The following is a 26,114-nucleotide window of genomic DNA, read 5'->3' on the forward strand; positions in this document are numbered from 1 at the left end:
AGTGAGCCACAATCAGCGCTGGCGCTTGATCATGCATCACAACCTGAGCTTGTTTGTAAAGTGCGACACGTTTGTCATGGTCAGACTCAGCACGCGCTGGCTGGATCACGTCTTCAAACGGCTTATAGCACCACTTGGAGTAGTTAGAACCTTGTTTGGCCGCATCACAGCTAAACAGAGTGGCGAAGAAGTTATCCGGGTCCCCATTGTCCCCAGTCCAGCCCATCATCACAGTTTCATGTTCGCCGTCTTTGGCACGCTTGAGGTATTCGCCCCACTCGTAAGTCACAATTTTGGCTTTCACGCCCACTTTCGCCCAGTCAGACTGGATCATTTCAGCCATACGACGTGCATTTGGGTTGTACGGGCGCTGAACAGGCATTGCCCACAGGTCGATGGCGAAACCATCTGGCAGGCCGGCTTCTTTCAGCAGCTCTTTCGCTTTAGCAGGGTCATAAGCGTAATCTTTCACATCATCGTTGTAGCCCCACATAGTTGGTGGGATCAGGTTCTTGGCCGCCTGGCCAGCACCTTGATAAACCGCATCGATAATCGCTTGCTTGTTAACGGCCATGGTCAGCGCCTGGCGAACCTTGACGTTATCCAGTGGCTTTTTCTCAACGTTGAAAGAGAGGTAACCGACGTTCAGACCCGGTTGCTCCATCAAGTTGATGGTTTTGTCTTCTTTCATGCGAGCAATGTCAGCCGGGTTAGGGTACGGCATAACCTGACATTCATTTTTCTGCAATTTCGCGTAACGGACAGATGCATCTGGGGTAATAGAGAAGACCAGACGATCAATTTTCGGTTTGGTGCCCCAGTAGCCATCAAATGCTTTGTACAGGATGCGGGAATCTTTTTGATACTGTTGCAACTGGAACGGGCCGGTGCCGATAGGGTTCAAATCGACTTTTTCCGGTGTGCCGGCTTTCAGCATGTTGTCAGCATATTCGGCAGACAGAATTGACGCAAAGTCCATTGCCAGGTCAGCCAGGAATGGCGATTCTGGACGCGCCAACTCGAAGCGCACCGTGTTGTCGTCAACTTTAACGATATTGGTGATCAAATCACCCATACCCATACCCTGGAAGTATTCATAGCTGCCGCCAGACACTTTATGGTACGGATGTTTATCATCTTTCTGACGCATGAATGAATAAATCACATCGTCAGCATTGAAATCGCGAGTCGGTTTGAAGTCTTTATTATCTTGCCACTTCACCCCCTTACGCAGGTGGAAAGTGTAAGTTTTACCATCTTCACTCACTTCCCACTTCTCAGCCAGACCGGGTTCAATTTCGGTAGTCCCGAGCTTGAATTCAACCAGACGGTTATAGATAGGAACTGAACTTGCGTCATAAGTCGTGCCAGAGGTGAACAGCTGCGGGTTGAAACCTTCCGGAGAACCCTCAGAACAATATACCAATGTTTTCGCTTGTACACTGGCCGCTACGGTCAGTGCAATCAGCCCAATACCGAATTTCAGTATCCCTGTTTTTCCCAAGGAAATCGTCATCGCTTGTGCTCCATTATGGTGATGTGTGTTGTGTGTACGGCCAGTCCCTATAATTTTTTAGTCAGTGGACTGTTCCGTTTTGGCCAATTTATCGCAGGGATGGGGGATTGAGATGCCGGATAAATGTTATCGCGACGGCAATATTGAGTGTAATAAATCACCCCAAATTGCTCTCCATAGCTACCCCTGAGGGTACCAATTTGGCAACAGTTGGTGGCAACGTCAATACGGTCTGAGTGGATTTATCGAGACAATGAGAAACAGCATGCAAACATAAAAAAAACTTCTCGTTAACATTATCAGCATTAAAATTTATGCTACCAGCAATAAGCTAGCTGCATTAACTGGCTAATGAAAATAAAGCAGTTGTAACATCCAGTGAAAAACAAAAAAACTTTGTTACCAAATGATGTATATCTGTTCAGATTTTTTTGTAATAACGATAGAAAATAGAGAGAAATGGGACTGTGACAGCCGATATGTGACGTGAACCTTGTCACATACAGCCGGAATCTCAAACATTTTGCGTGCTGTTAAAAAAGCACAATCTTGGCTCAGTCACTCATCCCAACCAAGAGAGGACAGAGCCCTCCGCCATCGCGCACCATCATGGCGCACCAAATCAGTGCATCTCATGAAACGTAAGATAAACAATCCGCTTTATCTCTGACTTTAGGGTCTGCATTACCTCGATTCCCCCGTGCAGTAAACCAGCTTTGTCTTCTAATGTTTTATAGCGTAGATCCAAAGTGCTGAAAGCACTAATAATCAGGCTTTCATTATTTTTTAATCAAAATCGGCATCAATGACATTATATCTACTGATGTAACCACATGAAAAAATAAACTCGCCAGCCTATATTAAGAATAATAATCTGATTTTAATACCCAGCCAATTAATACATAATGACAACATTAAAGAAAAAGAGCATATATATGAATTATGTTTATCCATTATAGATAAACTAATATTGCCAGTTCACCATAAAACCTAACACCATAGGATCAGCATTCAGTCCATCTGGCTTATCAAGTGGTAAACCAATATTAAAGTCATATCCAAATTTATGATAACGGCCCCGAACACCCAAAACACCGCCGACTAAGCGCTTACCTGATAAAAATCGCCGCCCTTTTCCTCTCACCTCGCCATAATCCACACCAACATACAGCTGGCTGGCAACTCGTTGATTTATCCAGGCAATATCATTTTTAAAAAAAAACCTTGCGGCCCAGTCAGCGCATTCTCCGAGGAAAATCCGCGTACTAAATGTTGCCCTCCAATAGAAAAGTGATCCTGTGCCGGGAGATTTGAATGAGTGTATTGTTGATTAAATGCCGATTGATAATGAAAACGTTGCTGACCCAACATGAAAGGGATATCCAATAACGCGGTAACATTCATCAGCCTGGTCACGGTAAATGCCTCACTCCGCCGCGATGGGCGCGCACCAAACCAAGAGGCCCCTTGCTGATAATTAACACCACCGCTAATCGTCGCCCAGTGGGTATAATAGAGATATTGCAGCCCGAGTTGCCAGTCAACCGTATCCACCCGCTGAATCTGCAGTTCTATATCAGCAAAAAAACGGTTTGATTTTCGAATTAATGCACCCAAGTATCCTAGTGTTTTGTAGTTATATCCTCGCATCAGCAACCGTTGAATTTGTATATCCAACGATCGCCAGTGCGTTTGATATTTAAATGCGGTATTACCCACCGGCAAGGACTGATAGTAGGTTCCCTGACTCCCCGTCAGACTCAATAACCAATAACCAAAAGGAACAGAATGATGCAGAATCAAGTGACTATTACCTTTCTCAGGATGATTATCTAACTCACGGCTGGCCGAGAAATAAGTTAATTCACTCAAGGATAATAGATTATCAAAAAATAACGTGGCCCCAGTACGATAACGACCAAAGGCATAATGTCCGGAATTATCAAAGAAAGTATTGATCCGCCAGAAACGGGATTGCTGATGATTAACCCAAATCTGACTGCTTAAATCTTCACGATTCAACACCACATCCATCGTGGCACTGACTGAAGGCAAGCGCTGTAAATTATCTAACCCCTGTTCAAGATGGCGCAAATTAACCAAATCACCCTGCCTAATGGGGAGAACCGTATTTAACTGGGCATAACCATGGCTATCTTCATGATGTTCAATACCACTTACACGGCCAGGAATTAAGGTCAGATATAACGTCCCGTCCACATAGCTATTTTGGGGGAAAGCCACATCTGAGGTGATGTAACCCTCCGTGACCAATTGCCCTTGGAGTGTCTTACGCAAGGACGATAGCCCTTCCTCATCCAAACAATTGCCTTGGCTCTGCTTTACTTTCTGTAGTAAAAGTCCTGGATTAAGAAAAGCATCAACATTAATCAACTCTACATGCTTGATGAATAGGCATGGTGTGCTATTTGAAGAACCGAGTATTGCTAATGCGGCGGGGTAGTTAATTTCAGCATAGGTAGAAAAAGAGAGAACAGATATAAAAAACCGAAAAGATAATAACATTCTTATTATCCATATTTTATTATTACCTTTTGACCTACAATTATTTATTACTTTCAACCTCATGAAATAAATCCTATTTAAATTAAAAGACAAACCAACATCAATTAACCTATTTAAATAAAATAAAGTCAATGAAATAAAAGGAACATAATATGTTATGGCAATAAAAAATATATACCCATAAAAATGAGAAATATAATATTAGATAAAATCAGACTAGGTATCATTGAGATTGAATAAAATGCCATTGCGGCACAGAAAGATAAAAACGAAAAAACCCTGACATTGCTGTCAGGGTTCTTAAATTTGGTCGGCGAGAGAGGATTCGAACCTCCGACCCACTGGTCCCAAACCAGTTGCGCTACCAAGCTGCGCTACTCGCCGAATTGGGGCGCATCTTACTGCTACGACTTTGGGCCGTCAATCACTTTTTAGCAACCCGCGGGTGACTGTTGTTAAAAGCATCACCCACGGTTAAAACTGAATCAACTGAATAAAAATCAAGCTTCAGCGTGTTTCAATTGCGGCGATTGCGCCCGTAAGAATGGCAGTAAGAAGAAAGCAGATAAACAGGCAGCAATGGAAATGACCACAAAGAAACCATTCCAGTGCCAAATCTCCATTATGCGAGCAATAGGGTAGCCTGATAAAGCCGCACCTAAGTAGGCGAATAACCCAACAAAACCGGTGGCAGCACCCGCCGCATCTTTATGTGAGCATTCAGCAGCAGCCATACCAATCAACATCTGTGGGCCAAAAATAAAGAAGCCGATCGCGAAGAAACAACCCGCCTGCAAGACATAACTGACGCCCGGCATAATCCACAGGGATGCAACAGAAAGGAAAATACCAATCGCAAATATCAGGTTCATCGGCCCACGATTCCCCCGGAACCACTTATCTGACCCCCAACCTGCGACTAACGAACCAATAAACCCGCCCACCTCAAATAATGAAATTGCCGAGTTGGCTGTCATTAATGAATAGCCTTTCTCTTGCGTCAAATAGAGGTTACCCCAGTCATTGATCGCCGTACGAACGATATAAACCAGTACATAAGAGACCGCCAGAAGCCAAATGTATTTATTCGTTAATACATAACGTTTCACGATTTCTTTATTTGATAGCCCCTGACCTTCAGATTCCTGCACCAACTCCATGGCATCATTGCGCCACTTGCCCACACTTGGCAGCCCCATGGTGCTGGGTTTATCACGTAACCGCCAGCACATCAGTAAACCGATCACGACACCGATAATGCCAGGAATAATCATGCCGTAACGCCAGCTAAAGTGCAGAGAAATAAAACCGACGAGTAAGGGAATTAATGCACCACCAAAGTTATGCGATGTATTCCACATTGCCCACCAACTGCCACGTTCTGAACGGGAATACCAACTGGTGAGTATTTTAGAACAAGGTGGCCAGCCCCAACCCTGGAAGAAGGCATTGATGATCCACAATGAGCCAAATACCAATAGCGAAGAGCTCATACCGAACAGGATATTTATAATCCCAGTCATGACCAAACCGATCCCCATAAAATAACGTGGATTTGAGCGGTCACTGATCATACCCGAAATAAATTTAGAGCAGCCATAGGTGATGTAAAACAGCGTACCTAAGATCCCGACATCTGACATCGTCAGCCCTAAATCACTGAGCATAGCGGGCATAATAAAGTTGAAGCTTTTACGGGTGAAATAGAAAGCTGCGTAGCCGATATACATCGTCCACATTAATTGAATACGCCAGTATTTATAAGACGAATCGATTTGCGCTTGATCCGTCACTGGTGGCACGTTATCGCGACTTTTGAGGAAAGACCACATGTGAACCTCAGAAAATTTTTCAAGTAGAGTCATCATGTTCCTCGTGAGCGTAAAAACACTGAGAAAAACACCGGTCGAAAACGAGAATATTTCTTAGTTTTCATTAGCTGGCAAAGAATTTGCGGGCAAGATCACATTTAAACAGGTGCCATTATCAACACTCAACGTAAAACTTCCCCCCAAAGCACTGACTCGTGACTGCATGCCTCTTAACCCATAGCCTGGTGTTAATGTCGCTAAATCGACACCTTTTCCATTATCACGAATCGTCAGTATTATCTGCTGGCCCACCTGCTGGGCATTAATTTCAATTCGGCTAGCGGCACCGTGACGATAGGCATTAGTGACCCCCTCCTGACAGACCCGATATAGCGTGATTTTCAGGGTTTCATCCATCGGATAGTCATCAAGCTGCCAATTAAGCACGCCAACGACCGATTGATCCTGTGGAATCAATTCACGTATCAATGCCGCAATAGCAGCTGACAAGGGCAGATTATTTAATGCCGCGGGCCATAATTTCGCTAAAATATCATGAACACCGTCGTAAACACGCAAAGCCTGTATTTCTATCATTTCGGCACTGGCCGAAATTTGAGGTTGAGTGCTTAATCGATTGATTATACTGGCTTGAGTACGGATAACTGTTACCGTCTGCCCAACCTCGTCGTGCAGTTCACGCGCGACATCACGGCGCGCATGTTCCTCAGCCACGACCAGGGCTTTGGCTAATTCGCGATTTTCATTCAGCCGCATTTGTAGTTGTTGATTCAGCTCTCGTTGTCGCTGAATTCCCGCGCCCAGTAATAAGCCGGTCAAACTTTGCGCCAAGAGTGATAACAGCAAATCACGGTGTGAATCTAACTCCGCCGGAGTAATAATTAATAACACCATGCCATTGAGCAAAGTGGCCACCACCGCCCCTTGCCAGCCATAGCGGTAGGACATAAATACAATGGGAATCGCCAGACAAAAAGGCGCGAATAAATACAAATCCGACTCGGTAATATGGTGTTGCAACCAAATACTCAACGCAAACAGCAGCAGATACCACATGATGTGGTTCAAACGCAGGTTAATCGGTTTATGAATCAGCCCCGGTTCGAGTGGAGTCCAGATCTGGCGCGCCAGGTAATGCCACAATAGCAGACAAATCGGCGCAATCGTAAAGCCACCAACCAGCCCCAACAATAGCGCCATCGCACCTTGTTTACTGGCAATTTGCCACCCCAACGCCTGTATCAATGCAGCACCAATAATGACTGCGCCCTGCATCAAGGGCCATTTCCATTCGCTGTCATTTTTCTGGTGGTGTAATAACCAAGGAGAAGCAACAACCGCCAATAAGGTCGTCGCCAATAACAAAGGAATAGCTGTCCATAACAGACTATAAGAATAGCCAAACTGATCAGTTAACAGCCACCAGAGTAATGCGTCACCCAGCAAAATTCCCGGCCAGTATTGCCGTGGGCTTTGTAATAAAATGCCCATACGCAGACCAAAAGGGAACAGCAGCATCGCCTGTAAAGGCCGGTCAACCAGCTGAGTGCCAACGGACCATAAACAGAAAGCGGCAGTAATATAAATAAACAATAATGCCAACAGCATAATCAAACGCTGCATCATAGATTCAATACCAGCTTGGCTAACTCAACATTATTACTGACACCCAGTTTGGCAAATAAGTTAGCGCGATGAACATGGACAGTTTTCGGTGACAGTGCGAGTGACTCCGCAATATCACGCACTTCCATCCCTTGCGCCAACAACACCGCCACTTCCCGCTCGCGACGGGTTAAGGGGTCGACAGCGACACGCGCCAATTTTTGGGCAATTTCAGGCATGAGATAAACGCCACCACTGCCCACCGTCCGGACCGCATTAACCAAGTCTTCGGGTTTGCACCGTTTTGAAAGGAATCCCCGCGCGCCGCGCTCAAGCGCCATCTCAACTAACGCCGGGCTGTCATGCATCGAAAGCATAATAACCCCCATGCCAGAAGGGAGATCTTTCAGTAAATCCAATCCGCTCTCATCAGGCATGGAAATATCACAAATACAGATATTCGCCTGTAAGCTCGGTAATCCCATGCGGGCAGCTTTTGCTGAGCTAAATTCCCCCACTACCTGAATGTCATCTTCCAGAGAAAGTAATTGAGCAAAGCCTGAGCGCACAATGTCGTGATCATCAATAAAGGCAACACGGTAAGTCATGGAAGACTCCAGCCTGCGGGGAATAGAGCTGAAGTATACCGTAACATGATGGGGACACAGCGACTGGTGTCAAAAATCAATCCATATCAGATTATCCCTGCATCAATTGACTAGATCGCCGGCTGCATATGCCGTGCTGGCGCCTGACACCAGTTATTCTCTGCATTAATTCCGCCATCCGGCGAGGTATAACCCAAACACCCCAAGATAGAGTCAAACAGCTCAACCTGACGATGACTTTTTCCGATACGCTGCTCTGCCTGTAGTTGCTCAAAAGCCGTAAGGCTCCCCGGTTGGGCCAGAAACTTATCTGACGCCCAAACCATCAATGGCACACGGAATTGCTCAGGTGGCGCCATTTCACGTGGCGTGCCATGGAAGTGGGAATTATCATCGATAGATTCGCCGTGATCGGCGGCATAGAACACCAGCGCTTTCTTATCACGCATTTGATCAATGACATTCGCAATAAACGAATCGGTATATAACACGCTGTTATCAAAAGCATTTATCAGCTGCTGTTTGCTGCAAAAATCATCAACCCCCATGCATTCGGGCTGATAGCGAGCATAACTACGGGGGTAACGTTGCGAATAGAGATAATGTGAACCTTTGGTATGCAGTATGACTAAATGCTTACCAACAGGATAACGCGCGAGTGACTCTTTCAATTCATCGACCAGCAGCATGTCATCTACTGGCTTATCATCGTTACGTTTCTCAGAAGCAATTAATTCCCGAAACGAATAATTATCAACGCTCGCATTATTGTAGAACCACATCTCGCTCTGCATGGCGAACAATTCAGAAGTGAAGCCCAAGGATTTCATCACGGCAAACACATTTTGCTCTTTCAGTGTGCGCTGCGGGTTATCTTCCGTACCCCCTTCACGCACGAACATGCAGCGCAATGACAGTTTGGTGGAGGTATCGCAAGATGTGCCACGAAAAGCAACTAAGTTCTTTTCTTTACTGAGACGTGGAGTGGTATCACGCGAATATCCCAGTAACCCCATATGGTCCCAACGGGTTGTTTCACCAATAATAAACACAACATAGGTATCATCAATTCCGGCTGGTGCGACATAAGTATGGTGTTCAGCGGGGTCATACAATGTCGCCGCATCATACTTCTCATCATATTGTGTATAAGCGTACAAACCCAGTGCTGCCAACCAGTTAGAGGGTAGATAAGAGTGAGCAACTACTCCGCCATAACTGGGTAAATCCACGGTTTTCAGTTGTTCATCCGCATGCTGGACTTTATCCAGATAGCGAATGGGTAACCAAACCAAGGCGACCACAGCCACCATCAGTAAGATTGGCTTGATACGCTGCCCTGGAGTCAAAAATTGCTCTAGTAGAGTGAACCGTAAACTATTTTTCCAGATAAGCAGCAGCGGCAGTGCGCTGACGACCCCCATCCAAATGATAAAATGGAGTCCGATAACCTCTTTGGACAGATCAGTATCCGTGGTCAAAACGGATATGACAATGCCGTAACCAATCACCACATTGAAAAACGTCATGTAATAACTGGCTGCAACAGAAATGAGTACCAGAAGGGTTGCGACTACGCGATAAAACCATCGGCCACCGAGGGAAATGATGCGCATAACAAAAAAGGTAAACAGAATAATCGCCATCACTTCGATGATAGCAGACACCACTTTTATGCCTTGAATGCCTTGGCTAAAGGTGTCAAAACGACGATAAAAGACAGAGATATTCAGGAAAATACCAATATAAACTGCCAACAACAAAGAAATACTTTGCTGCGATAAAGATTTAACTCTGTCCATATAACGCAAGGTCTCCAGAGACACTATTTGCGGCTTGAATCAATCAGACAGTGAACCCCTCCTCAGGTTCAGTGTAAAGCCAATAAGCACGCTATTGATTTCAGTTACAAGAATTATCCTAACTAATCCTGGCTATTCAGTCTGGGAACTGGCGCATAGTCCGGTAAGGATATGCCAGCTTATTTATTAGGCAAATATTATGACGAAGAGTATATGCCCATAAAATAATTTTTATGGGCTTTTGCGTGCGGAGATTGAATTATTTGATATTCAACGTGACATCAATATTGCCACGGGTTGCATTGGAGTATGGGCAGACAACATGGGCCTTTTTCACTAAATCTTCTGCCACACTGCGCTCGATACCCGGCAAACTAATATCCAGTTGTACCTCAATGCCGAATCCCGTTGGAATAGCACCAATACCGACTGTTCCTTCGATACTGGCGTCATCGGGTATTTTCACCTTTTCTTTTGATGCCACAAATTTTAGTGCCCCAAGGAAGCAGGCAGAGTAACCCGCCGCAAACAACTGCTCCGGATTTGTCACGGCCCCACCTGCGCCGCCCATCTCTTTAGGGACGCCCAACTTCACATCCAATACACCATCTGAGGATGTTGCCCGGCCGTCACGGCCACCGGTCGCTTTAGCTTTGGCACGATATACCACTTTTTCGATAGACATAGTGCTTTCCTTTCAGGGTCAATAAATATGAAGAGCATGTACGATTTGAAAGTATGGCACTCATTATGAAAAAGCCCCCAATCTTGGGGCTTTAGCAGCGTTATCATTTAGAAAAAACGTCAATCATAAAAACAATCATTTAGCCGGAGCGTCTATTTTGTCGTCAATGCGTTGCAACATATAGGGATAGAACGGATTCGATGAGATACGCATCAGTGAATCCAGCCCAACCACTAAGACCGCTCGCTCACCACGTGCGGCGAACGTCCCCAGGCTGATACCGTATTGGTCACGCGGTTCTGGGTAGCGGCCATAGAGTGAGTCACTCATTGGGAAGGGTAATGCCACATGAGATAACGAGAAGATATCCGGCGGATAAATCAGCCCAGTCGGGGCTGAAGTCTCGTCGGTTTGGCCTGCCAATGTGGTTAATGCCACCGTTTCATTACTTTGCGGCGAAACGTTGGTAATAATGGTTACGCTATAATTACGCGGGGGTGGCGGTAATAAGCGAGCCAAAGCCGTATAAGAAGATGTTCTTAATAATGGACCAAAACTTGCAGCGCGGTTCAAGTCGAACAGCACCACTTCACTGCCATTCTTAGGCAGGTGATTATAAAGAGCCGTGACAACAGCACGGGTGCTGACCGTTGAATCCATTAATGACTGGAAGGTCAAAATTGGCGGTAACTCCGCCATCTTATTGTTTCGAGCATCACGCGCAATTTGCTGCTGTAGCACTGACGTCAGTAAATAAGACTGGCGAGCAGCATTAACCGGGAATGAGTTGTACTTGAACGGATTAAATTCTGGCACAATTCCTAACCAAGCCGCTTTGGCAAAGGCCGGGAAGATAGCAGGCCAACCTGCCACACCCGCAAATCGCGCGAAGCTTGTTACCCCAATCATTGGGGATATCAAAATAACGCGTTCTGGTTTTGCCAGTTTCGGGTCATCCAGGGAGTCTAGCGTATATTTCATTGCCAATGCCCCCCCGTTAGAGAAGCCCACAACATGCAATGGCAAATCAGGGCCGCTCAGTACTTTGGCTTCACGGACAGCAAGGCGAGTCGCCGCTAACCAGTCCTGCCACTCAACATCAGTCAACGCCCCGGGTACAGTGCCATGCGCAGGTAAACGAATACCAATGGCGACATACCCACGTTGACGATAATTCTCTGCAATATGACGCAAACTATAAGGGGTGTCAGTCAGTCCATGCAGTAATACGACGGCACCTTTAGGCTTGCCATCGGGTTGTAAAATATAAGAACGATTCCAGTCATTCTTAAAATGAGGTGGATAAATCGAGCTACCAGAATAATAGCGGTTTAATGGAACTTGGGTTTTTGGTTCCAATTTCTCGGTAACATTAATGCGAACTTCATCGAAAATCTTGTTTTCAGCTTTGATGTAATCAGCCCAATTGGCTTTATCAATCTCGGCGGCACGCATGTCATGAGGCACAAACGTGTGCCAAAGCTCAAGCTTCGGGCCACGTTGTGTGTCATAAATTCTTATCGCCAATATGGTGACAGACATGACCACCAAGACCAGTACAATCCGTTTAATCCACCGCTTAATGGCTAGAGCTGGCATGGGCAATTACTCCGTAGATATATAATTTTCATCATTAAGGTCACTTTATCACCATCTGGTCATGCCGTTACTTTAAACGCAAAGTATTCACTTGGTATATAGTGCGATCTTAATAAAAATCAGCATCCAGTTATTGCTGTCAAAGAAACAACCTTTAATAGCTTAATTCCTCTGTTACCCATCTCATTTCACTATAGTATTAAATAATCCGGTTTAACTATATCGCGGTTATTTCATGCAGAGCCGCTTACTTGCAGGATGACATTCCATGAAAACGACTGAACCCGCCATTGAACAGCAATCTGCCCACCAGCGAAAAACTGATTATCTTCGTTTCCATCGGCCTCATGAGCACTTGTCTAATCCTTTTGGTAATGGTTGGTTTGCACTGAAAGCAGAAGCCTTTGCGCGCTTTTTTGGCACACCAATTTTCCTCGGAGCACAAACTCTGATTGTCGTAGTTTGGATTGGGCTAAATGTGATAGGCGTGGTCAAGTTTGATGTTTATCCCTTCATTCTGCTGAATTTGGCTTTCAGTTTGCAGGCCGCTTATGCCGCACCACTTATTTTACTGGCGCAAACTCGTCAGGCAGAGCGTGATAAAGCCAATGCAGATGCCGATGCGCAACACCGTGAAGCCTTAGCTATCGCCAACGAAGAGCGACAAAAAATAGCCGCCCAAAATTCGGAGATAATGCTGGAATTACTACGACAGAATACCGAGTTAACGACCCTGACCAATCAATTAACCACTCGCCTTGAGAGTATGGCGCTGGAGTTACACCAAAAACTGGTACTCAATGCCCCAACACAACCCCTTACGTCAAAATAAATCAGGTCAAAGATATCGTTATCAGTAACCTGATTTAGGGCTATCGTGGTTACGCCTCGCTATTTTCTACCCGCTCAGCAATAACATGAGCTGGCGTTTTACGTACCCAAACCCACCAGGCCAGTGTCATTAATATCACCCAAGCCAGGCCAACATACATGGCAATGCGGGTATCAGGGAAATACCCCAAAACTGCAATAATGAAAGCCATAAAGAAGATAGTAAGAATGGGTGCCACCGGCCAGAAAGGTACTGGGAAAGCAAGGCGGGCAACATTTTCTTTGCTCATTGAGCGGCGCATCGCGACTTGCGAGATAAGGATCATTAGCCACACCCAGACTGTCGCGAAGGTCGCAATCGAGGCAATAATCAGGAATACATTTTTCGGAATCAGGTAATTCAACACCACACCCAATAACAATGCGATTGCCATCACTAAAATAGTCATCCATGGTACGCCATTACGGGTCAAGCGACTAAAGCATTTAGGTGCCAGCCCCTCTTGTGCCAAGCCATACATCATGCGACCAGCACCGTAAATATCACTATTGATTGCCGAAATCGCCGCGGTGATCACCACCAGATTCAGAATATTTGCGGCAGAACTGATCCCTAAACTGCTAAAGATTTCCACAAAAGGACTGCCATTTTGCCCAATGCTATTCCACGGATAAATAGCCATCAAAACAAATAAGGTCAGAACATAGAACAGTAGAATACGTACAGGAACAGTATTGATGGCACGTGGTAATACTTTTTCCGGATCTTTTGCCTCACTGGCAGTCACCCCGATGATTTCAATACCACCAAAAGCAAACATCACCACAGCAAATGAAGCAATGACACCTGTAATACCGTTTGGCATAAACCCTTGATGAGACCATAAATTACTGACCCCAGTACTCTCATGACCGGCACCGAAGCCGAACATCATAATACCTAGCCCTGCGGCAATCATGGCAATAATCGCAGTTACTTTTAGCAGTGATAGCCAAAACTCCATTTCACCAAACACTTTGACCGAACACAGATTTAGCGCGCCAATAAAGAAAATAATACTCAGCACCCAAACCCACTGCGGTGCATCCGGGAACCATAGTCCCATATAGATACCGAATGCCGTGACATCAGCCAGCGCCACAATGATCATCTCAAAGGTATAGGTCCAACCGGTGAGAAAACCCGCCAATGGGCCAAGATAACGGCTGGCGTAGTGGCCAAATGAGCCCGCAACCGGATCATGTACAGCCATCTCGCCAAGTGCGCGCATCACCATGAATACGGCGGCACCCCCAACCAGATAAGCGAGTAATACTGCAGGCCCAGCCAGACGGATGGCCTCGGCAGAGCCGTAAAATAAGCCGGTACCAATGGCAGAACCTAACGCCATGAACCGGATATGTCGGGCACTCAGGCCGCGTTTGAGCGTGGATGAATCATTCTTCATGGTACATTCTCGCAAGATTTATGCCCTTACAGGCAGGGGTTCAGAGAGGGTGATCCCGAGTACCGGGATCACCTATAGGTCAATGTTTTTGACTGCTTATTATTCGTTATTAAAGGCTGGGTAATAGATGCGGGGGCATCAGTTCATTCATATGACGCAGAGCAATGAGCTGGCTTGCGGCTTCAATATCGGGGGCAAAGAAACGGTCTTTTTCGTAGTAGGCCACATGCTTGCGCAGTAGTAGGCGTGCAGGTTCCAGAGTCTCTGATGTCTTTAGACCCTTTCGTAAATCCAACCCCTGACATGCTGCCAACCACTCAACGGCCAGAATACCGCGCACGTTTTCAGCCATCTCCCATAGGCGCTTGCCTGCACGGGGGGCCATGGAAACATGGTCTTCCTGATTCGCTGAAGTTGGGATGCTATCGACACTGGAGGGGAATGCCAGCCCTTTATTTTCACTGGTGAGTGCTGCCGCCGTCACCTGCGCAATCATAAAGCCCGAGTTTACGCCGCCGTTCTCCACCAGAAATGGTGGCAGCTGCGACATATGCTTATCCATTAAGAGCGAAATACGACGTTCTGATAACGAGCCGATTTCCGCCAGCGCCAGCGCCAGGTTATCTGCCGCCATTGCGACCGGTTCGGCATGGAAGTTACCGCCAGACAATACATCGCCTTGCTCTGCAAATACCAATGGGTTATCTGACACAGCATTAGATTCAATCGCCAGAACCTCTGCAGCCTGGCGCATTTGGGTCAGACAAGCCCCCATGACCTGTGGCTGACAACGCAAAGAGTATGGGTCTTGAACTTTGTCGCAATTACGGTGAGATTCAGAGACTTCGCTACGTTCACCAAGCAAATGACGATAAGTGCTGGCGGCATCAATTTGCCCACGCTGGCCTCTAACGGCATGAATACGAGCATCAAATGGGCTACGAGAACCTAATGCCGCTTCAACCGTAAGGCTGCCAAAGACAGACGCTGCGGCATAAAGGTCTTCCGCTTCAAACAAGCCACGCAAAGCATAAGCAGTGGAAACCTGAGTACCATTAAGGAGTGCCAACCCTTCTTTTGCCGCCAACGTTAGCGGCTGTAAACCAGCTTTAGCCAGTGCTGCATGAGCATCCAACCATTCTCCCTGATATCGTGCTTTACCTTCACCAAGCAGCAGCAAACTCATGTGTGCCAACGGAGCCAAATCACCAGAAGCACCCACTGAGCCTTTTAGTGGAATATGCGGATAAACTTCTGCATTAACTAATGTTATCAATGCCTGAATCACTTTAAGTCTGATACCGGAGAAACCACGAGCCAAGCTATTGATTTTCAACACCATAATCAGGCGTACAATGGCATCGTCATTAGGCTCCCCGACACCTGCCGCATGGGAAAGAACAATCGAGCGCTGTAGGTTTTCCAAATCTTTTGTCGCAATACGCGTGGAGGCCAACAGACCAAATCCCGTATTGATACCATACGCTGTACGTTTCTCTGCCAATATGGCTTGCACGCAATCCACACTTTGCTGAATAGATACATGAGCACTTTTATCCAAATCTATTTGTACGGGGTGCTGATAGATATGTCGCAAATCAGCCAGAGTCATCTGGCCGGGGCGCAGTATCATTGTTGTTTTCATGCTTTTTTCCCTTGAGTTGCGGCAATCATTGGCAGGTTAAGCCCCTGCTCTTGTGCACAATTAATCGCGATGTCATAACCTGCATCTGCATGGCGCATGACACCAGTGGCGGGATCATTATGTAATACTCGGGCGATACGTTCGGCCGCGTCATCGCTACCATCACATACCACCACCATGCCTGAATGTTGCGAGAAGCCCATTCCAACCCCCCCACCATGATGCAGTGATACCCAAGTCGCGCCACTGGCGGTATTCAACAATGCATTGAGTAGCGGCCAGTCAGAGACAGCGTCAGATCCATCCTGCATCGCTTCGGTTTCTCGGTTAGGGCTGGCGACTGAACCGGAATCAAGATGATCGCGACCAATCACAATCGGCGCTGACAGCTCACCTGTGCGTACCATCTCATTAAAAGCTAAGCCTAATTTAGCTCGCTGGCCTAAACCAACCCAGCAGATTCGAGCAGGTAGCCCTTGGAAGCTGATACGTTCACGGGCCATATCCAGCCAGTGATGCAAATGCTCATCATCCGGAATAAGTTCTTTAACCTTAGCATCCGTCTTATAAATATCGTCGGCATTACCGGAAAGCGCCGCCCAGCGGAATGGGCCGACACCACGGCAGAATAATGGGCGGATATAAGCAGGAACAAACCCAGGGAAATCAAATGCATGGGTAACACCCATATCTTGTGCCATCTGACGAATATTATTGCCGTAATCAAAGGTCGGGATGCCCAAGCGGTGGAAAGCCAGCATTGCTTCAACATGTTCTGCCATTGAGGTTTTAGCAGCATTCACCACCAGTGCAGGCTCGCTTTGAGCACGTTGACGATACTCTTCCCAGCTCCAGCCAACCGGCAAATAACCATTCAATGGGTCATGAGCACTGGTTTGGTCGGTCACCATGTCGGGGCGAACCCCACGGCGTACCAATTTAGGTAAAATTTCGGCGGCATTACCACATAATGCGATAGAAACAGCTTTGCCAGCAGAAGTGTATTTTTTGATGCGCTCCAATGCATCATCAAGACCTACTGCTTGTTCATCGACATAGCGGGTTTTGAGGCGGAAATCGATACGGCTTTGCTGACACTCAATATTCAAAGAACAAGCTCCGGCCAGGGTTGCGGCCAGCGGCTGTGCACCACCCATGCCGCCCAGCCCAGCAGTTAATACCCAGCGCCCTTTCAAGCTACCGCCAAAGTGCTGACGGCCCGCCTCGACGAAGGTTTCATAGGTACCCTGTACAATGCCCTGACTACCAATGTAGATCCAACTGCCCGCCGTCATCTGGCCGTACATGGCCAACCCTTTGGCGTCCAACTCGTTAAAATGTTCCCAATTAGCCCAGTGTGGAACTAAATTAGAGTTAGCAATCAATACACGAGGTGCATGACTGTGGGTTTTAAAGACCCCAACAGGCTTGCCAGACTGAATCAGTAAGGTTTCATCATCGTTCAGTTGAGTAAGGCTTTCGACAATTTTGTCATAACATTCCCAGTTACGGGCCGCACGGCCAATGCCACCATAAACTACTAATTCTTTAGGATTTTCAGCCACTTCAGGATCAAGATTATTCATTAACATACGCAGTGGCGCTTCGGTCATCCAACTTTTAGCAGTCAGTTTTGTGCCACGCGAAGCTCGAATCTCAGTATCACGGAATCTATTTTGGGCAGTCACGGCAATTTCCTTCAACCAGTTTTTCAGGTATCAACGACATTACTTAGTTTGAATATTTATTAACATATACTCGTATAGACAAGTACAATCAAGCACCAGAAAAACGGCAATAGGTCAACACGCATCCCAAAATGAGTGATGTTAATAATGTTTAAAATTAGTTGGTTATAGGTATCCCCACTCCACGTCAAGGCAAAGGGGGAGGATTTTCGACGTGATTTTACCGGTGAAACCAGCATAAAATTGGTCTGTTTTTGCGCACGAAGTCACATATATTTCACACGGATTTTACATTGCGACATGGAAAATGCCTGTCACGCCAACCCGACCTAATATTTATCTTCGTTGCATAAATGTGATCAACTGCTGATTATTATTTGTTCGCCTGAACTATTATTTGAATATTATGATATGCAAACGTTGTCATTTGTTTGAATAACAAGTTTGCTATTTATATCTATAAATTTGTTTTGTATGAGATTATTTTTTTAATCATTTATGCAAACGTTGTCATTAAGGTAATGCATGGCCAATATAATTGATATCGCAAAGAAAACCGGTCTTTCAGCTTCAACGGTGTCGCGCACACTGACACGACCTGAAAAAGTCGCAGCAGCAACCCGTGAACGGGTAATGAAAGCTATCGACGAACTGGGTTATGAAGCCAATATCTTTGCGCGTAATCTTCGGCAAGGAGGATCACAAGTTATTGGCTTGGTGGTGTCTGATATTCTCAATACCTTCCACGCCACGATTGTCAAAGCAGTGCAAGATGTTGCTTATAAAGCAGGTTATACCCTGATTGTTGGTAGCACTGATGAAGATTCGCTACGGGAAGAACAGCTGATGACACAGCTACGCAGCCATATGCTGCAAGGGCTAATCATCACCCCAACACATAACACACGCGATAACTTACAGCGTTTTACCAATATTCCCGTGGTCGAAATAGACCGCATCTCAGGCCATGTCGGCAGCGACAGTGTATTGCTGAATAATATTCTCGGAGTGGAAATGGCGGCACGCCATCTGCTGGAGCTAAAACATTCACGCATCGCCTATATTGGTGGTAGCACACAAACCATCACTTTTGCTGAGCGCCTGGCCGGTTTTCGTCAGGTTTGCCCTGAAGAGAGCAATACCGATGTGATTGAAATCCCAGCCACAACATCACTGTTCGCCGATGCTTGTGAGCAGATACATCTCCTGATGTCCAAGCCAGTAGCACAGCGCCCGACGGCAATTATTGCGGCTAACAATGATATTGCCGCAGGTGTCGTGCATGCCATTTACCAACGCAATATAAGAATGCCCGATGAAGTCTCAGTTGTTGCCTTCGACGACCCAGATTGGGCCAGCTTCTTCCCATGCCCCCTTACCACTATCCGCCAACCGGTTTATGACATGGGGAAACATGCAGCAGAGCTATTAATAGAACGCCTGCGGGGCAATATCAGCGGCAGTGCTCTTTCCGAACGCTTTGATCCACAACTAATTATAAGGGCTTCAACAGCTCGGCCTTATTAAAACTGACTTTTTGATTTTTAGACCAATACCAGGGAATTAAATGATGACTTTGACCTTACACACCATCCCGCTAATTGAGCCAACGGCAAAAAACCTTGCTCCTTTTGCTCGATTAGTCGGCCAGCCGACAACACCGCCAACCCTAGCAAGGGGGGATATTGATTGCTATCACAATATTTGTGACGCCAATGACTTCAATGAACATCCTGTCGCCAGTTATCTAATCTGTTATCCGCGCCCATTATTAATGGAGCAGATAGAGCGGCACCACTTGATGGAAGAAGCTTTTATTCCCTTAAAGGGAAATAGCGTAATGGTGCTTGGTGCCCCGGGTGAGCTTGATCCACACAAGCTTGTTGCTGTGCATATGGATGGGTCATTCGGATTAATTCTTTACCGTGATACTTGGCATTTCGCCCCTTTTGCACTGGAAAAGCCCGCAACTTACATGTTGTTGTCGGGTAAAGACTCTGGCCCCGATATCGAAGTGGTCGATCTCGGGCCTTATCCCATTAGCCAACCTGAATATCAGGAGGGGAAATGAAAAGGATTATTTGTTATGGCGAGAGTTTGATCGATTTTACTCATGACGGTCAGGCTTTTATTCCCCACCCTGGCGGCTCACCGTATAACGTGGCGATAGCGCTTGGCCGCTTAGGCACACAAGTCGATTACTGCACACAATTAAGCACCGATATGTTCGGCAATATATTATTACAACATTTACAGCTAAATCATGTGGGAACGGCCGCAATTAGTCGTAGCGAGGCGCCTTCAACATTAGCCTTTGTATTAACCCATCCTGATACTGAACCCGAATATGCATTTTATTCTCGTCAGGCTGCTGATGTCATTATTCAACCCGAAGATCTACCCGTACCGATTGAGGCAACATTGCATCACTTTGGATCGATTTCTTTAATGCAAGAACCCTGCGGCACAACGTGGGAGAACTATTTAACACAACTGAATGGTTTTATTTCTTTTGATCCTAATATTCGCCAAAGTTTAATTAATGACCGCCAAATTTACCTTGACCGATTTAATCGCATTACAGATCAAATACAATTACTGCGGCTCAGTTTATCTGATCTTCAATGGCTAGCTCCTGATGAAACAGTTGAGCATTTTGTCAAACGGATGTTTGCCAAAGGCATTTTGATGGTCGCTATTACCAGTGGCAGTGATGGTGCATGGATACATACTCCAGAATTAGATAAATATCAGTCCGTTACAGAGGTTGAGGTGGCTGATACCATCGGTGCTGGAGATACATTTACCGCCGGATTGTTATCAGTAATAGTTAATGGAATTGTAGGCAAAACGCTGGCGAAACTGGATAGTAATATGCTGTCTCAAGCGCTACTAACTGGCAGTATCGCTGCTGCGCTAAATTGCTGTAATAAAGGCGCAAATCCACCAACAGCAGATGAAGTCAATAAACTGATGTAATTATTCACCCTCTCACAGGTAAAAGATATGCCCTTCAATGGGTAGGGTTCCTTTTACCTGAAAACAAAATTATGGGGTAATATTATGAGCATAAAAAATATGTTCACCACACCTGATGGCAAAAACCACGGGTTTACATTCTTCTTACTTACCTGTCTCTTTTTAGTATTGGGCTTTAGTACTGGGTTAATTGATATTCTTAATAAACATTTTCAAAATACGTTGCAAGTTTCTAAAGCCGAGTCCGCATTAGTGCAATTTGCCAACTATATTGGTTATTTCGTCATGGCGATCCCTGCTGGGATATTGGCACGGCGTTATGGATATAAAGGCGGAATTTTTATTGGCCTGGCATTAATTGCACTTGGTGCATTCTGGTTTATTTCTGCTGCTAGTATCGGGGAATATTGGGCCTTTTTAGTCGGGTTGTTTATTCTGGCGACCGGTTTAACCTGCATTGAGACGATTGCAAATCCCTTTGCCACAGTAATGGGTTCTCCGGCACAAGGGGCTGCACGCCTTAATTTATCACAATCCTGCACCGGTATTGGTTTGATATTTGGACCACTGATCGGAGGGCATTTTATTTTGTCAGCCACCGGCGATGTCAACACCAGTAATGATGCTTTATTTATTCCCTATATGGGCATTGGTTTGGCAGTTGCGATACTGGCATTGGTCTTTTTCTTCACAAAAATTCCTGATATCACACCTGAGTCAGATATGCCTCAAGAAGGGGGGGCTCAGAACACCCCCTCTTTATGGCAGCGGCCCCACTTTGTATTAGCCATTGTTGCTCAATTCTTATATGTCGCGGGGCAAACAGGCGTATTTAGTTTCTTTATCAATTACGTGGTCGACCATTCCCCATTATTCAGCCAAACAGTCGCCGCATTCTTCCCAACCAGTTGGAGCTGGCTATCCCTTGATGGTTGGAAATTTACTGAGCGTGGGGCCTCACAATTATTAGCTTTCGGTGGCTTTGGGCTATTTATGATTGGTCGATTCACTGGCGGATTATTATTGAGTAAAATTTCAGCTCACAAACTGTTATGGATTTTCGCCGCAATCGACTGTGTGCTGATGGTGATTATTATGTTCACGGAAGGTTGGCTGGCAGTAATCTCTCTGGTGTCGAGCTTCTATTTCATGTCAATTATGTTCCCAACCATCTTTGCATTGGGGATTTTCGGCTTGGGCGAACAAACTAAAAAAGCATCCTCCTATATTGTTATGTCAATTGTGGGTGGAGCCGTCATGCCAATGCTAATGGGCGGTATTGCTGACGCTTATTCAATGGCGCTGGGCTTTGTTATGCCATTGGGATGCTTTGTTGTCATTGGATTATACGGACTATTCTGGACAAAACTGCATACAAAAAGTAACAGCCAGGCGAAAGCTCTGGCAACTAATACATTATAATTGTAAGAAAAGTCATTGTTTTTAATCTGCTAATGCCACCATCAGGATTCATTCTTGTCTGGTGGCTTCACTAATAAATAAATATTTTTTTATCAGAACAAAGCCAACTCTGAGACCTATAAATAGCAGATCATGTCCATACATCTAAGATTGGTTTGCGCCAACTGTGATGGATAAAGACTTTCACCGAGTAAAGTAAAACCCTGCTTTTCATAAAATGCCGATGCATTAGGTGTTGAGGCAAGGGTCAACTTTGTGAAGCCTCGTTGTTTGGCTTCATGCTTGATCGCCTCTAAAATACGAGATGCCATACCCTGGCCTTCAAATTCAGGTAATGTGAAAATAGCTTCGACGCAACCTGATGAAAGATCTAAAAATCCAGTTGAAACAGCAAGTTGACTAACTGGATCATCAATAACAAAAAATGGATTATGCGCCACAGCCTTGGGATATCCTTCGGGCATCTGATCCGGAGTCCACGCTATCAATATATTTTCAGCATATACATTTCGACACCCATGCCTGATGGCCTTATTCCTTACCAACCATAGCTGCTCTGCTTCATCAGGTGACGCTAACCTGACCTCCATACATCCTCCTGTTTCTATTCGATATAACTGCGGTATAGCCCAAAATGATAAAAGCCCCGACTGTACTAGTCAGGGCTTTTAAGGTACTACACATTTAAAATTAAACATTAATCAACTTAATAACGTGATACTTATCTTGGTACTGTTTATAAAGATGTACATGTTTTACAGGAATATTTTCGTTTAGAACTAACTCTGCCCTCCAATATATTAACTGAATGGTAACATTCCCAGTTTATGACATTTAGCCATGCTTTTGATAAGACTGACTAAATTAGTACATCACCCTCGCGATATATACTCTTTGTTACGTGGCTTTACTTTCTTCGCGATATTCTCGATATCATACTGAAGTACACAAATCGCGAATATTACTATTAACAACAAAGCCTTAACTCATCGCGTATCGTCCACAAAATGCGATTATGAAGATTTACTGCGTGACCTTAAAGCATCATCGCATGAGTAAATTATAACTAAACTCATAACGAATCTCACATAAAAAAATATTTCGTGACCTTTATCGCATTATTTTAAATCTGCTACATGGACACCGGCTAAATAAAACGTTCGTTACTCATTGCACCGGTGTTGAATTCCAATTTACGTGTTCTATATCAGATGTCAATACTGTTTTTAAGTACATGTCTTTATTATCAGTACTATTGGAGTTTTTATGGTGATTTATTGATTTAGATGAGTATAAATCACCTATAAACAAGGACTCAGGTATCAATGCTATTCACATATAACCATACAAAGGCGTTAATGGGCTGACACTAGCAACCAATAAGAGAGAGTAGTCATCAGCAGTTATCTAAAATCAGCTCAGAATTTTTCTAAATAAATGTAAATTCGTGAACTAGGCCGCCTTAAAAAAAGCAGGATCAATATGCTGCTCTTGTAACCACGGATGCTCCTGCAAATACAGATAAACACTCTCACCGGGTTCTATCAGCGGATATCCATAAATTTTGTCAAGTTTCTCGAGAGTTATGTGCAACATCGGATTGCGACAATAATTAGAGATTTCTTTTGAACCGTCTTTTATCTCTTTTTGTAACTGCGCAATGATCCATAATGTTGGACGCCACCAGTCATATGCAAAGTCCACATGTTTTATCACCGATGCCGCAGTTTGACGATGCGACAGCATAGAAAAAAAGTTAAGGATATTATCTAGATGAAGGCGAGTACTGCGTTCAATGTCCATCATATCATGAGGACTTTTATCTTTAAGCTCGGGGCGCAATGTTTGATAAATTAAGAGAGCGGACTCTGGAAAATTTTTGCGTTCTATAGGGAAAAGCCTACTGGCAATATAGACCGCGTATTCCTTATCTTTTACGGCGACCAGTGGACTTAAAAAAGCGTCATCCTTCACTTTTTGGAACGAATCCGAGGTAAAAGCCAAAAATAGCTCAAAAATCGAACGTTCAACTAATTCTTTACTGGCTCGCTCGGTTTCCAATGATTGAAAATGAAAAGTAATAATAACGCCCGTAAAAGCCAGAGCAGTAAAGAGTACATTGATGGCATTGTATATAGAGGTGGTCGGCTCCATAAAAGCAGAACTAGAAATATATCGTGATAGTGGATATGCCGATAACCAAACTAGAAATATGATCATAAAAATAAATACTAAGAACTTATTACCACTCATTTTTTTTCCTATAAATTTGATGACTGATATGACTGCTGTCCTTCGCCAGGGTTACTGCGCACTCAGCTAAAATCTGATTATAAGATGAATATATCTGACGTGATTATCTCTTCCAACCCGTTAACTGGCTGAAGTGCTCCAAACCAAAAAAATGGCTGTTTTTTTATGCCCACATCACAAGGTAGAAACCAATAAACTGCAGAAAATCAAACCGTTGGCGGAAGATCACAGGAGTCGAACCTGCCAAGGACCGCTGGCGGCCCCATCTGGATTTGAAGTCCAGCCGCCCCACCGGGGACGATGATCTTCCAGAGAAGAGATGAGTGTAAGGCGGTGATTATAGCGTGTTTATTATATGGCGCTATTCATTCAATAGGCGCAGTGAATAAATTCACTCGCCAGGCGGAATCTAAAGTCATCATCTGCGGTTCAACAATAGCTAATAGCTGACTTCACCATATTTATCACGATGCTCTTTTGGGGTGATTGAATAGCCTTTTTTGAAGACCGAATAGAAATATTGCAGCGATGGATAACCACACATTTGAGAGATTTCATTGATGGGTAATGAAGTTGCAGACAACAAATTGCGCGCCCGATCGAGCTTCTCCTCATGAATAACCCCATGAATAGTCTGCCCAATATCATCTTTGAAGCGTTTTTCCAGATTTGAGCGTGACATCCCGACCGCATCCAGTACCTGCTCCACTTTAATCCCCTTGCAGGCATGATGACGGATATAATGCATCGCCTGAATCACAGCCGGATCACGCAATGAGCGAAAATCCGTCGAGCGTCGCGCCACTACTTTCACCGGTGGCACCAAAATACGCTGCAATGGCGGGGCTTCTTGTTGTTTCTGGCGCTGGTTAAGACGCTGATGCAATAACTTAGCCGCACGATAGCCCATCTGCCGCGTCCCCTGCACCACCGAAGAAAGCGCCACTCGCGATAAATAGCGAGTGAGTTCTTCATTATCAATACCAATCACACTCAATTTCTCCGGCACTGCAATATCCAGATGCTCGCACACTTGCAATAAATGCCGCGCTCGCGCGTCAGTGACCGCAATAATTCCCGTCTGATGTGGCAGAGTTTGCACCCAGTCCGCCAGCCTATTTTGCGTGTATTGCCAGTTGGCGGGCGCAGTTGCCATCCCCTGATAGACCACCCCTTGATATTGCTCTGCCGCCACTAATCGCCGGAAAGCATATTCCCGCTCCTGCGCCCAGCGTTTATCACTACTGGCCGGCAAACCATAAAAAGCAAAACGGTTTAAACCCTTCTCTTTCAAATGCATGAAAGCCGCCTCAACCAGAGCCGAGTTATCCGTTGCAATATAATCGACTGGCGGATAATCCTCTGGCTGATGATAAGACCCCCCCACGCCAATAATCGGAACATCCACATTCGCCAGCAATTGCTCTATCTGTCGATCATCAAAATCGGCAATAACACCGTCGCCTAGCCAATCCCTGATATTCTCAATACGGCAGCGAAAATCCTCTTCAATAAAAATATCCCAGTCACACTGTGAGGCCTGCAAATACTCACCGACACCTTCCACCACTTGCCGGTCGTATACTTTGTTAGCATTAAATAACAAGGTTATCCGGTAGCGTTTCTCAAACATGGGGATGACTCCTGAAATAGGTAGGGGGAGTAACAGATAAAG

At 45.3% G+C, this 26,114-nt stretch carries 18 protein-coding genes, 2 tRNA genes and 1 pseudogene; 5 read left to right on the plus strand and 16 right to left on the minus strand.

The genetic code is table 11. The features are described from left to right. The 9 genes and pseudogenes from dppA to ACNSO8_RS20250 all read right to left on the minus strand — a co-directional run. On the minus strand, positions 1-1,516 hold a 1,516-nt coding region (gene dppA / locus ACNSO8_RS20210), incomplete at its 3' end, for a dipeptide ABC transporter periplasmic-binding protein DppA (RefSeq protein WP_418395676.1). A gap of 964 nt (positions 1,517-2,480) precedes the next feature. Next, a pseudogene (locus ACNSO8_RS20215) lies at positions 2,481-4,105 on the minus strand (ShlB/FhaC/HecB family hemolysin secretion/activation protein). 244 nt (positions 4,106-4,349) lie between these two features. Continuing rightward, positions 4,350-4,426: transfer RNA gene (locus ACNSO8_RS20220), tRNA-Pro, on the minus strand. Between the two features lie 116 nt (positions 4,427-4,542). Beyond that, positions 4,543-5,874, minus strand: a complete 1,332-nt coding sequence (locus tag ACNSO8_RS20225; protein WP_418395701.1) for an MFS transporter — start codon at positions 5,872-5,874, stop codon at positions 4,543-4,545. Positions 5,875-5,967: 93 nt separating this feature from the next. Beyond that, positions 5,968-7,500 (minus strand): signal transduction histidine-protein kinase/phosphatase UhpB, encoded by a 1,533-nt coding sequence (gene uhpB / locus ACNSO8_RS20230; protein WP_418395677.1) that lies wholly within the window; start codon positions 7,498-7,500, stop codon positions 5,968-5,970. After that, on the minus strand, positions 7,497-8,087 hold the full coding sequence (gene uhpA, locus ACNSO8_RS20235; protein ID WP_418395678.1) for a transcriptional regulator UhpA: 591 nt from the start codon (positions 8,085-8,087) through the stop codon (positions 7,497-7,499). The genes uhpB and uhpA overlap by 4 nt, the downstream gene beginning before the upstream one ends. A gap of 110 nt (positions 8,088-8,197) precedes the next feature. Further along, the gene (eptB, locus tag ACNSO8_RS20240; RefSeq protein ID WP_418395679.1) at positions 8,198-9,889 is read right to left on the minus strand and encodes a kdo(2)-lipid A phosphoethanolamine 7''-transferase; all 1,692 of its coding nucleotides are present in this window, start codon (positions 9,887-9,889) and stop codon (positions 8,198-8,200) included. A 259-nt stretch (positions 9,890-10,148) separates the two neighbouring features. Beyond that, on the minus strand, positions 10,149-10,574 hold the full coding sequence (locus ACNSO8_RS20245; protein WP_004875517.1) for an organic hydroperoxide resistance protein: 426 nt from the start codon (positions 10,572-10,574) through the stop codon (positions 10,149-10,151). Between the two features lie 135 nt (positions 10,575-10,709). Beyond that, positions 10,710-12,173: an alpha/beta hydrolase gene (locus ACNSO8_RS20250; protein ID WP_418395680.1), complete on the minus strand. Its 1,464-nt coding sequence runs from the start codon at positions 12,171-12,173 to the stop codon at positions 10,710-10,712. Between the two features lie 268 nt (positions 12,174-12,441). Between ACNSO8_RS20250 and ACNSO8_RS20255 the strand changes: the two genes are divergently transcribed. Further along, positions 12,442-13,005, plus strand: a complete 564-nt coding sequence (locus ACNSO8_RS20255) for a DUF1003 domain-containing protein (protein ID WP_418395681.1) — start codon at positions 12,442-12,444, stop codon at positions 13,003-13,005. A gap of 49 nt (positions 13,006-13,054) precedes the next feature. Here ACNSO8_RS20255 and ACNSO8_RS20260 read toward each other — a convergent pair whose 3' ends face one another. The 3 genes from ACNSO8_RS20260 to hutU all read right to left on the minus strand — a co-directional run bounded on the left by ACNSO8_RS20260 (position 13,055) and on the right by hutU (position 17,785). After that, positions 13,055-14,452 carry an amino acid permease gene (locus ACNSO8_RS20260; RefSeq protein WP_418395682.1) on the minus strand — a complete coding sequence of 466 codons (1,398 nt, stop codon included), beginning with the start codon at positions 14,450-14,452 and terminating at the stop codon, positions 13,055-13,057. Positions 14,453-14,561: 109 nt separating this feature from the next. Further along, positions 14,562-16,097: a histidine ammonia-lyase gene (hutH, locus tag ACNSO8_RS20265; RefSeq protein ID WP_418395683.1), complete on the minus strand. Its 1,536-nt coding sequence runs from the start codon at positions 16,095-16,097 to the stop codon at positions 14,562-14,564. Further along, a complete protein-coding gene (hutU, locus tag ACNSO8_RS20270; protein WP_418395684.1) occupies positions 16,094-17,785 on the minus strand; it encodes a urocanate hydratase in 1,692 nt (563 codons plus the stop codon). The genes hutH and hutU overlap by 4 nt, the downstream gene beginning before the upstream one ends. Before the next feature lie 525 nt (positions 17,786-18,310). On the opposite strand from hutU, the gene ACNSO8_RS20275 reads away from it, so the two are divergent. The 4 genes from ACNSO8_RS20275 (at position 18,311) to ACNSO8_RS20290 (ending at position 22,186) form a co-directional block, all read left to right on the plus strand. Then, entirely contained in the window at positions 18,311-19,312 is a 1,002-nt protein-coding gene (locus ACNSO8_RS20275) for a LacI family DNA-binding transcriptional regulator (protein ID WP_418395685.1), read from the plus strand. Between the two features lie 40 nt (positions 19,313-19,352). Next, complete coding sequence (locus ACNSO8_RS20280) at positions 19,353-19,856, plus strand: ureidoglycolate lyase (RefSeq protein WP_418395686.1); 504 nt, start codon at positions 19,353-19,355, stop codon at positions 19,854-19,856. Continuing rightward, entirely contained in the window at positions 19,853-20,764 is a 912-nt protein-coding gene (locus ACNSO8_RS20285) for a carbohydrate kinase family protein (protein WP_418395687.1), read from the plus strand. Before ACNSO8_RS20280 ends, ACNSO8_RS20285 begins: the two co-directional genes overlap by 4 nt. An 84-nt stretch (positions 20,765-20,848) precedes the next feature. Continuing rightward, positions 20,849-22,186 carry a sugar MFS transporter gene (locus ACNSO8_RS20290; RefSeq protein ID WP_418395688.1) on the plus strand — a complete coding sequence of 446 codons (1,338 nt, stop codon included), beginning with the start codon at positions 20,849-20,851 and terminating at the stop codon, positions 22,184-22,186. A gap of 116 nt (positions 22,187-22,302) precedes the next feature. Here ACNSO8_RS20290 and ACNSO8_RS20295 read toward each other — a convergent pair whose 3' ends face one another. The 4 genes from ACNSO8_RS20295 to xylR form a co-directional block, all read right to left on the minus strand. Beyond that, positions 22,303-22,776: a GNAT family N-acetyltransferase gene (locus tag ACNSO8_RS20295; RefSeq protein ID WP_418395689.1), complete on the minus strand. Its 474-nt coding sequence runs from the start codon at positions 22,774-22,776 to the stop codon at positions 22,303-22,305. Positions 22,777-23,638: 862 nt separating this feature from the next. Continuing rightward, positions 23,639-24,439, minus strand: coding sequence for a hypothetical protein (locus tag ACNSO8_RS20300; protein ID WP_418395690.1), 801 nt, complete (start codon positions 24,437-24,439; stop codon positions 23,639-23,641). Positions 24,440-24,654: 215 nt separating this feature from the next. Further along, a tRNA-Sec gene (locus ACNSO8_RS20305) sits at positions 24,655-24,749 on the minus strand. 129 nt (positions 24,750-24,878) lie between these two features. Next, positions 24,879-26,072 carry a D-xylose utilization transcriptional activator XylR gene (gene xylR, locus ACNSO8_RS20310; protein ID WP_418395691.1) on the minus strand — a complete coding sequence of 398 codons (1,194 nt, stop codon included), beginning with the start codon at positions 26,070-26,072 and terminating at the stop codon, positions 24,879-24,881. Positions 26,073-26,114: the final 42 nt, after the last annotated feature.

The sequence above is a fragment of the Yersinia sp. LJYL362 genome (assembly GCF_048323875.1).

Bases quoted from the DNA above. Each gene is read 5' to 3' on its own strand.
- ACNSO8_RS20225 (WP_418395701.1), bottom strand. From the start codon at position 5,874: ATGTGGTCTTTCCTCAAAAGTCGCGATAACGTGCCACCAGTGACGGAT.
- uhpB (WP_418395677.1), bottom strand. From the start codon at position 7,500: ATGATGCAGCGTTTGATTATGCTGTTGGCATTATTGTTTATTTATATT.
- uhpA (WP_418395678.1), bottom strand. From the start codon at position 8,087: ATGACTTACCGTGTTGCCTTTATTGATGATCACGACATTGTGCGCTCA.
- eptB (WP_418395679.1), bottom strand. From the start codon at position 9,889: ATGGACAGAGTTAAATCTTTATCGCAGCAAAGTATTTCTTTGTTGTTG.
- ACNSO8_RS20245 (WP_004875517.1), bottom strand. From the start codon at position 10,574: ATGTCTATCGAAAAAGTGGTATATCGTGCCAAAGCTAAAGCGACCGGT.
- ACNSO8_RS20250 (WP_418395680.1), bottom strand. From the start codon at position 12,173: ATGCCAGCTCTAGCCATTAAGCGGTGGATTAAACGGATTGTACTGGTC.
- ACNSO8_RS20255 (WP_418395681.1), top strand. From the start codon at position 12,442: ATGAAAACGACTGAACCCGCCATTGAACAGCAATCTGCCCACCAGCGA.
- ACNSO8_RS20260 (WP_418395682.1), bottom strand. From the start codon at position 14,452: ATGAAGAATGATTCATCCACGCTCAAACGCGGCCTGAGTGCCCGACAT.
- hutH (WP_418395683.1), bottom strand. From the start codon at position 16,097: ATGAAAACAACAATGATACTGCGCCCCGGCCAGATGACTCTGGCTGAT.
- ACNSO8_RS20275 (WP_418395685.1), top strand. From the start codon at position 18,311: ATGGCCAATATAATTGATATCGCAAAGAAAACCGGTCTTTCAGCTTCA.
- ACNSO8_RS20280 (WP_418395686.1), top strand. From the start codon at position 19,353: ATGATGACTTTGACCTTACACACCATCCCGCTAATTGAGCCAACGGCA.
- ACNSO8_RS20285 (WP_418395687.1), top strand. From the start codon at position 19,853: ATGAAAAGGATTATTTGTTATGGCGAGAGTTTGATCGATTTTACTCAT.
- ACNSO8_RS20290 (WP_418395688.1), top strand. From the start codon at position 20,849: ATGAGCATAAAAAATATGTTCACCACACCTGATGGCAAAAACCACGGG.
- ACNSO8_RS20295 (WP_418395689.1), bottom strand. From the start codon at position 22,776: ATGGAGGTCAGGTTAGCGTCACCTGATGAAGCAGAGCAGCTATGGTTG.
- ACNSO8_RS20300 (WP_418395690.1), bottom strand. From the start codon at position 24,439: ATGAGTGGTAATAAGTTCTTAGTATTTATTTTTATGATCATATTTCTA.
- xylR (WP_418395691.1), bottom strand. From the start codon at position 26,072: ATGTTTGAGAAACGCTACCGGATAACCTTGTTATTTAATGCTAACAAA.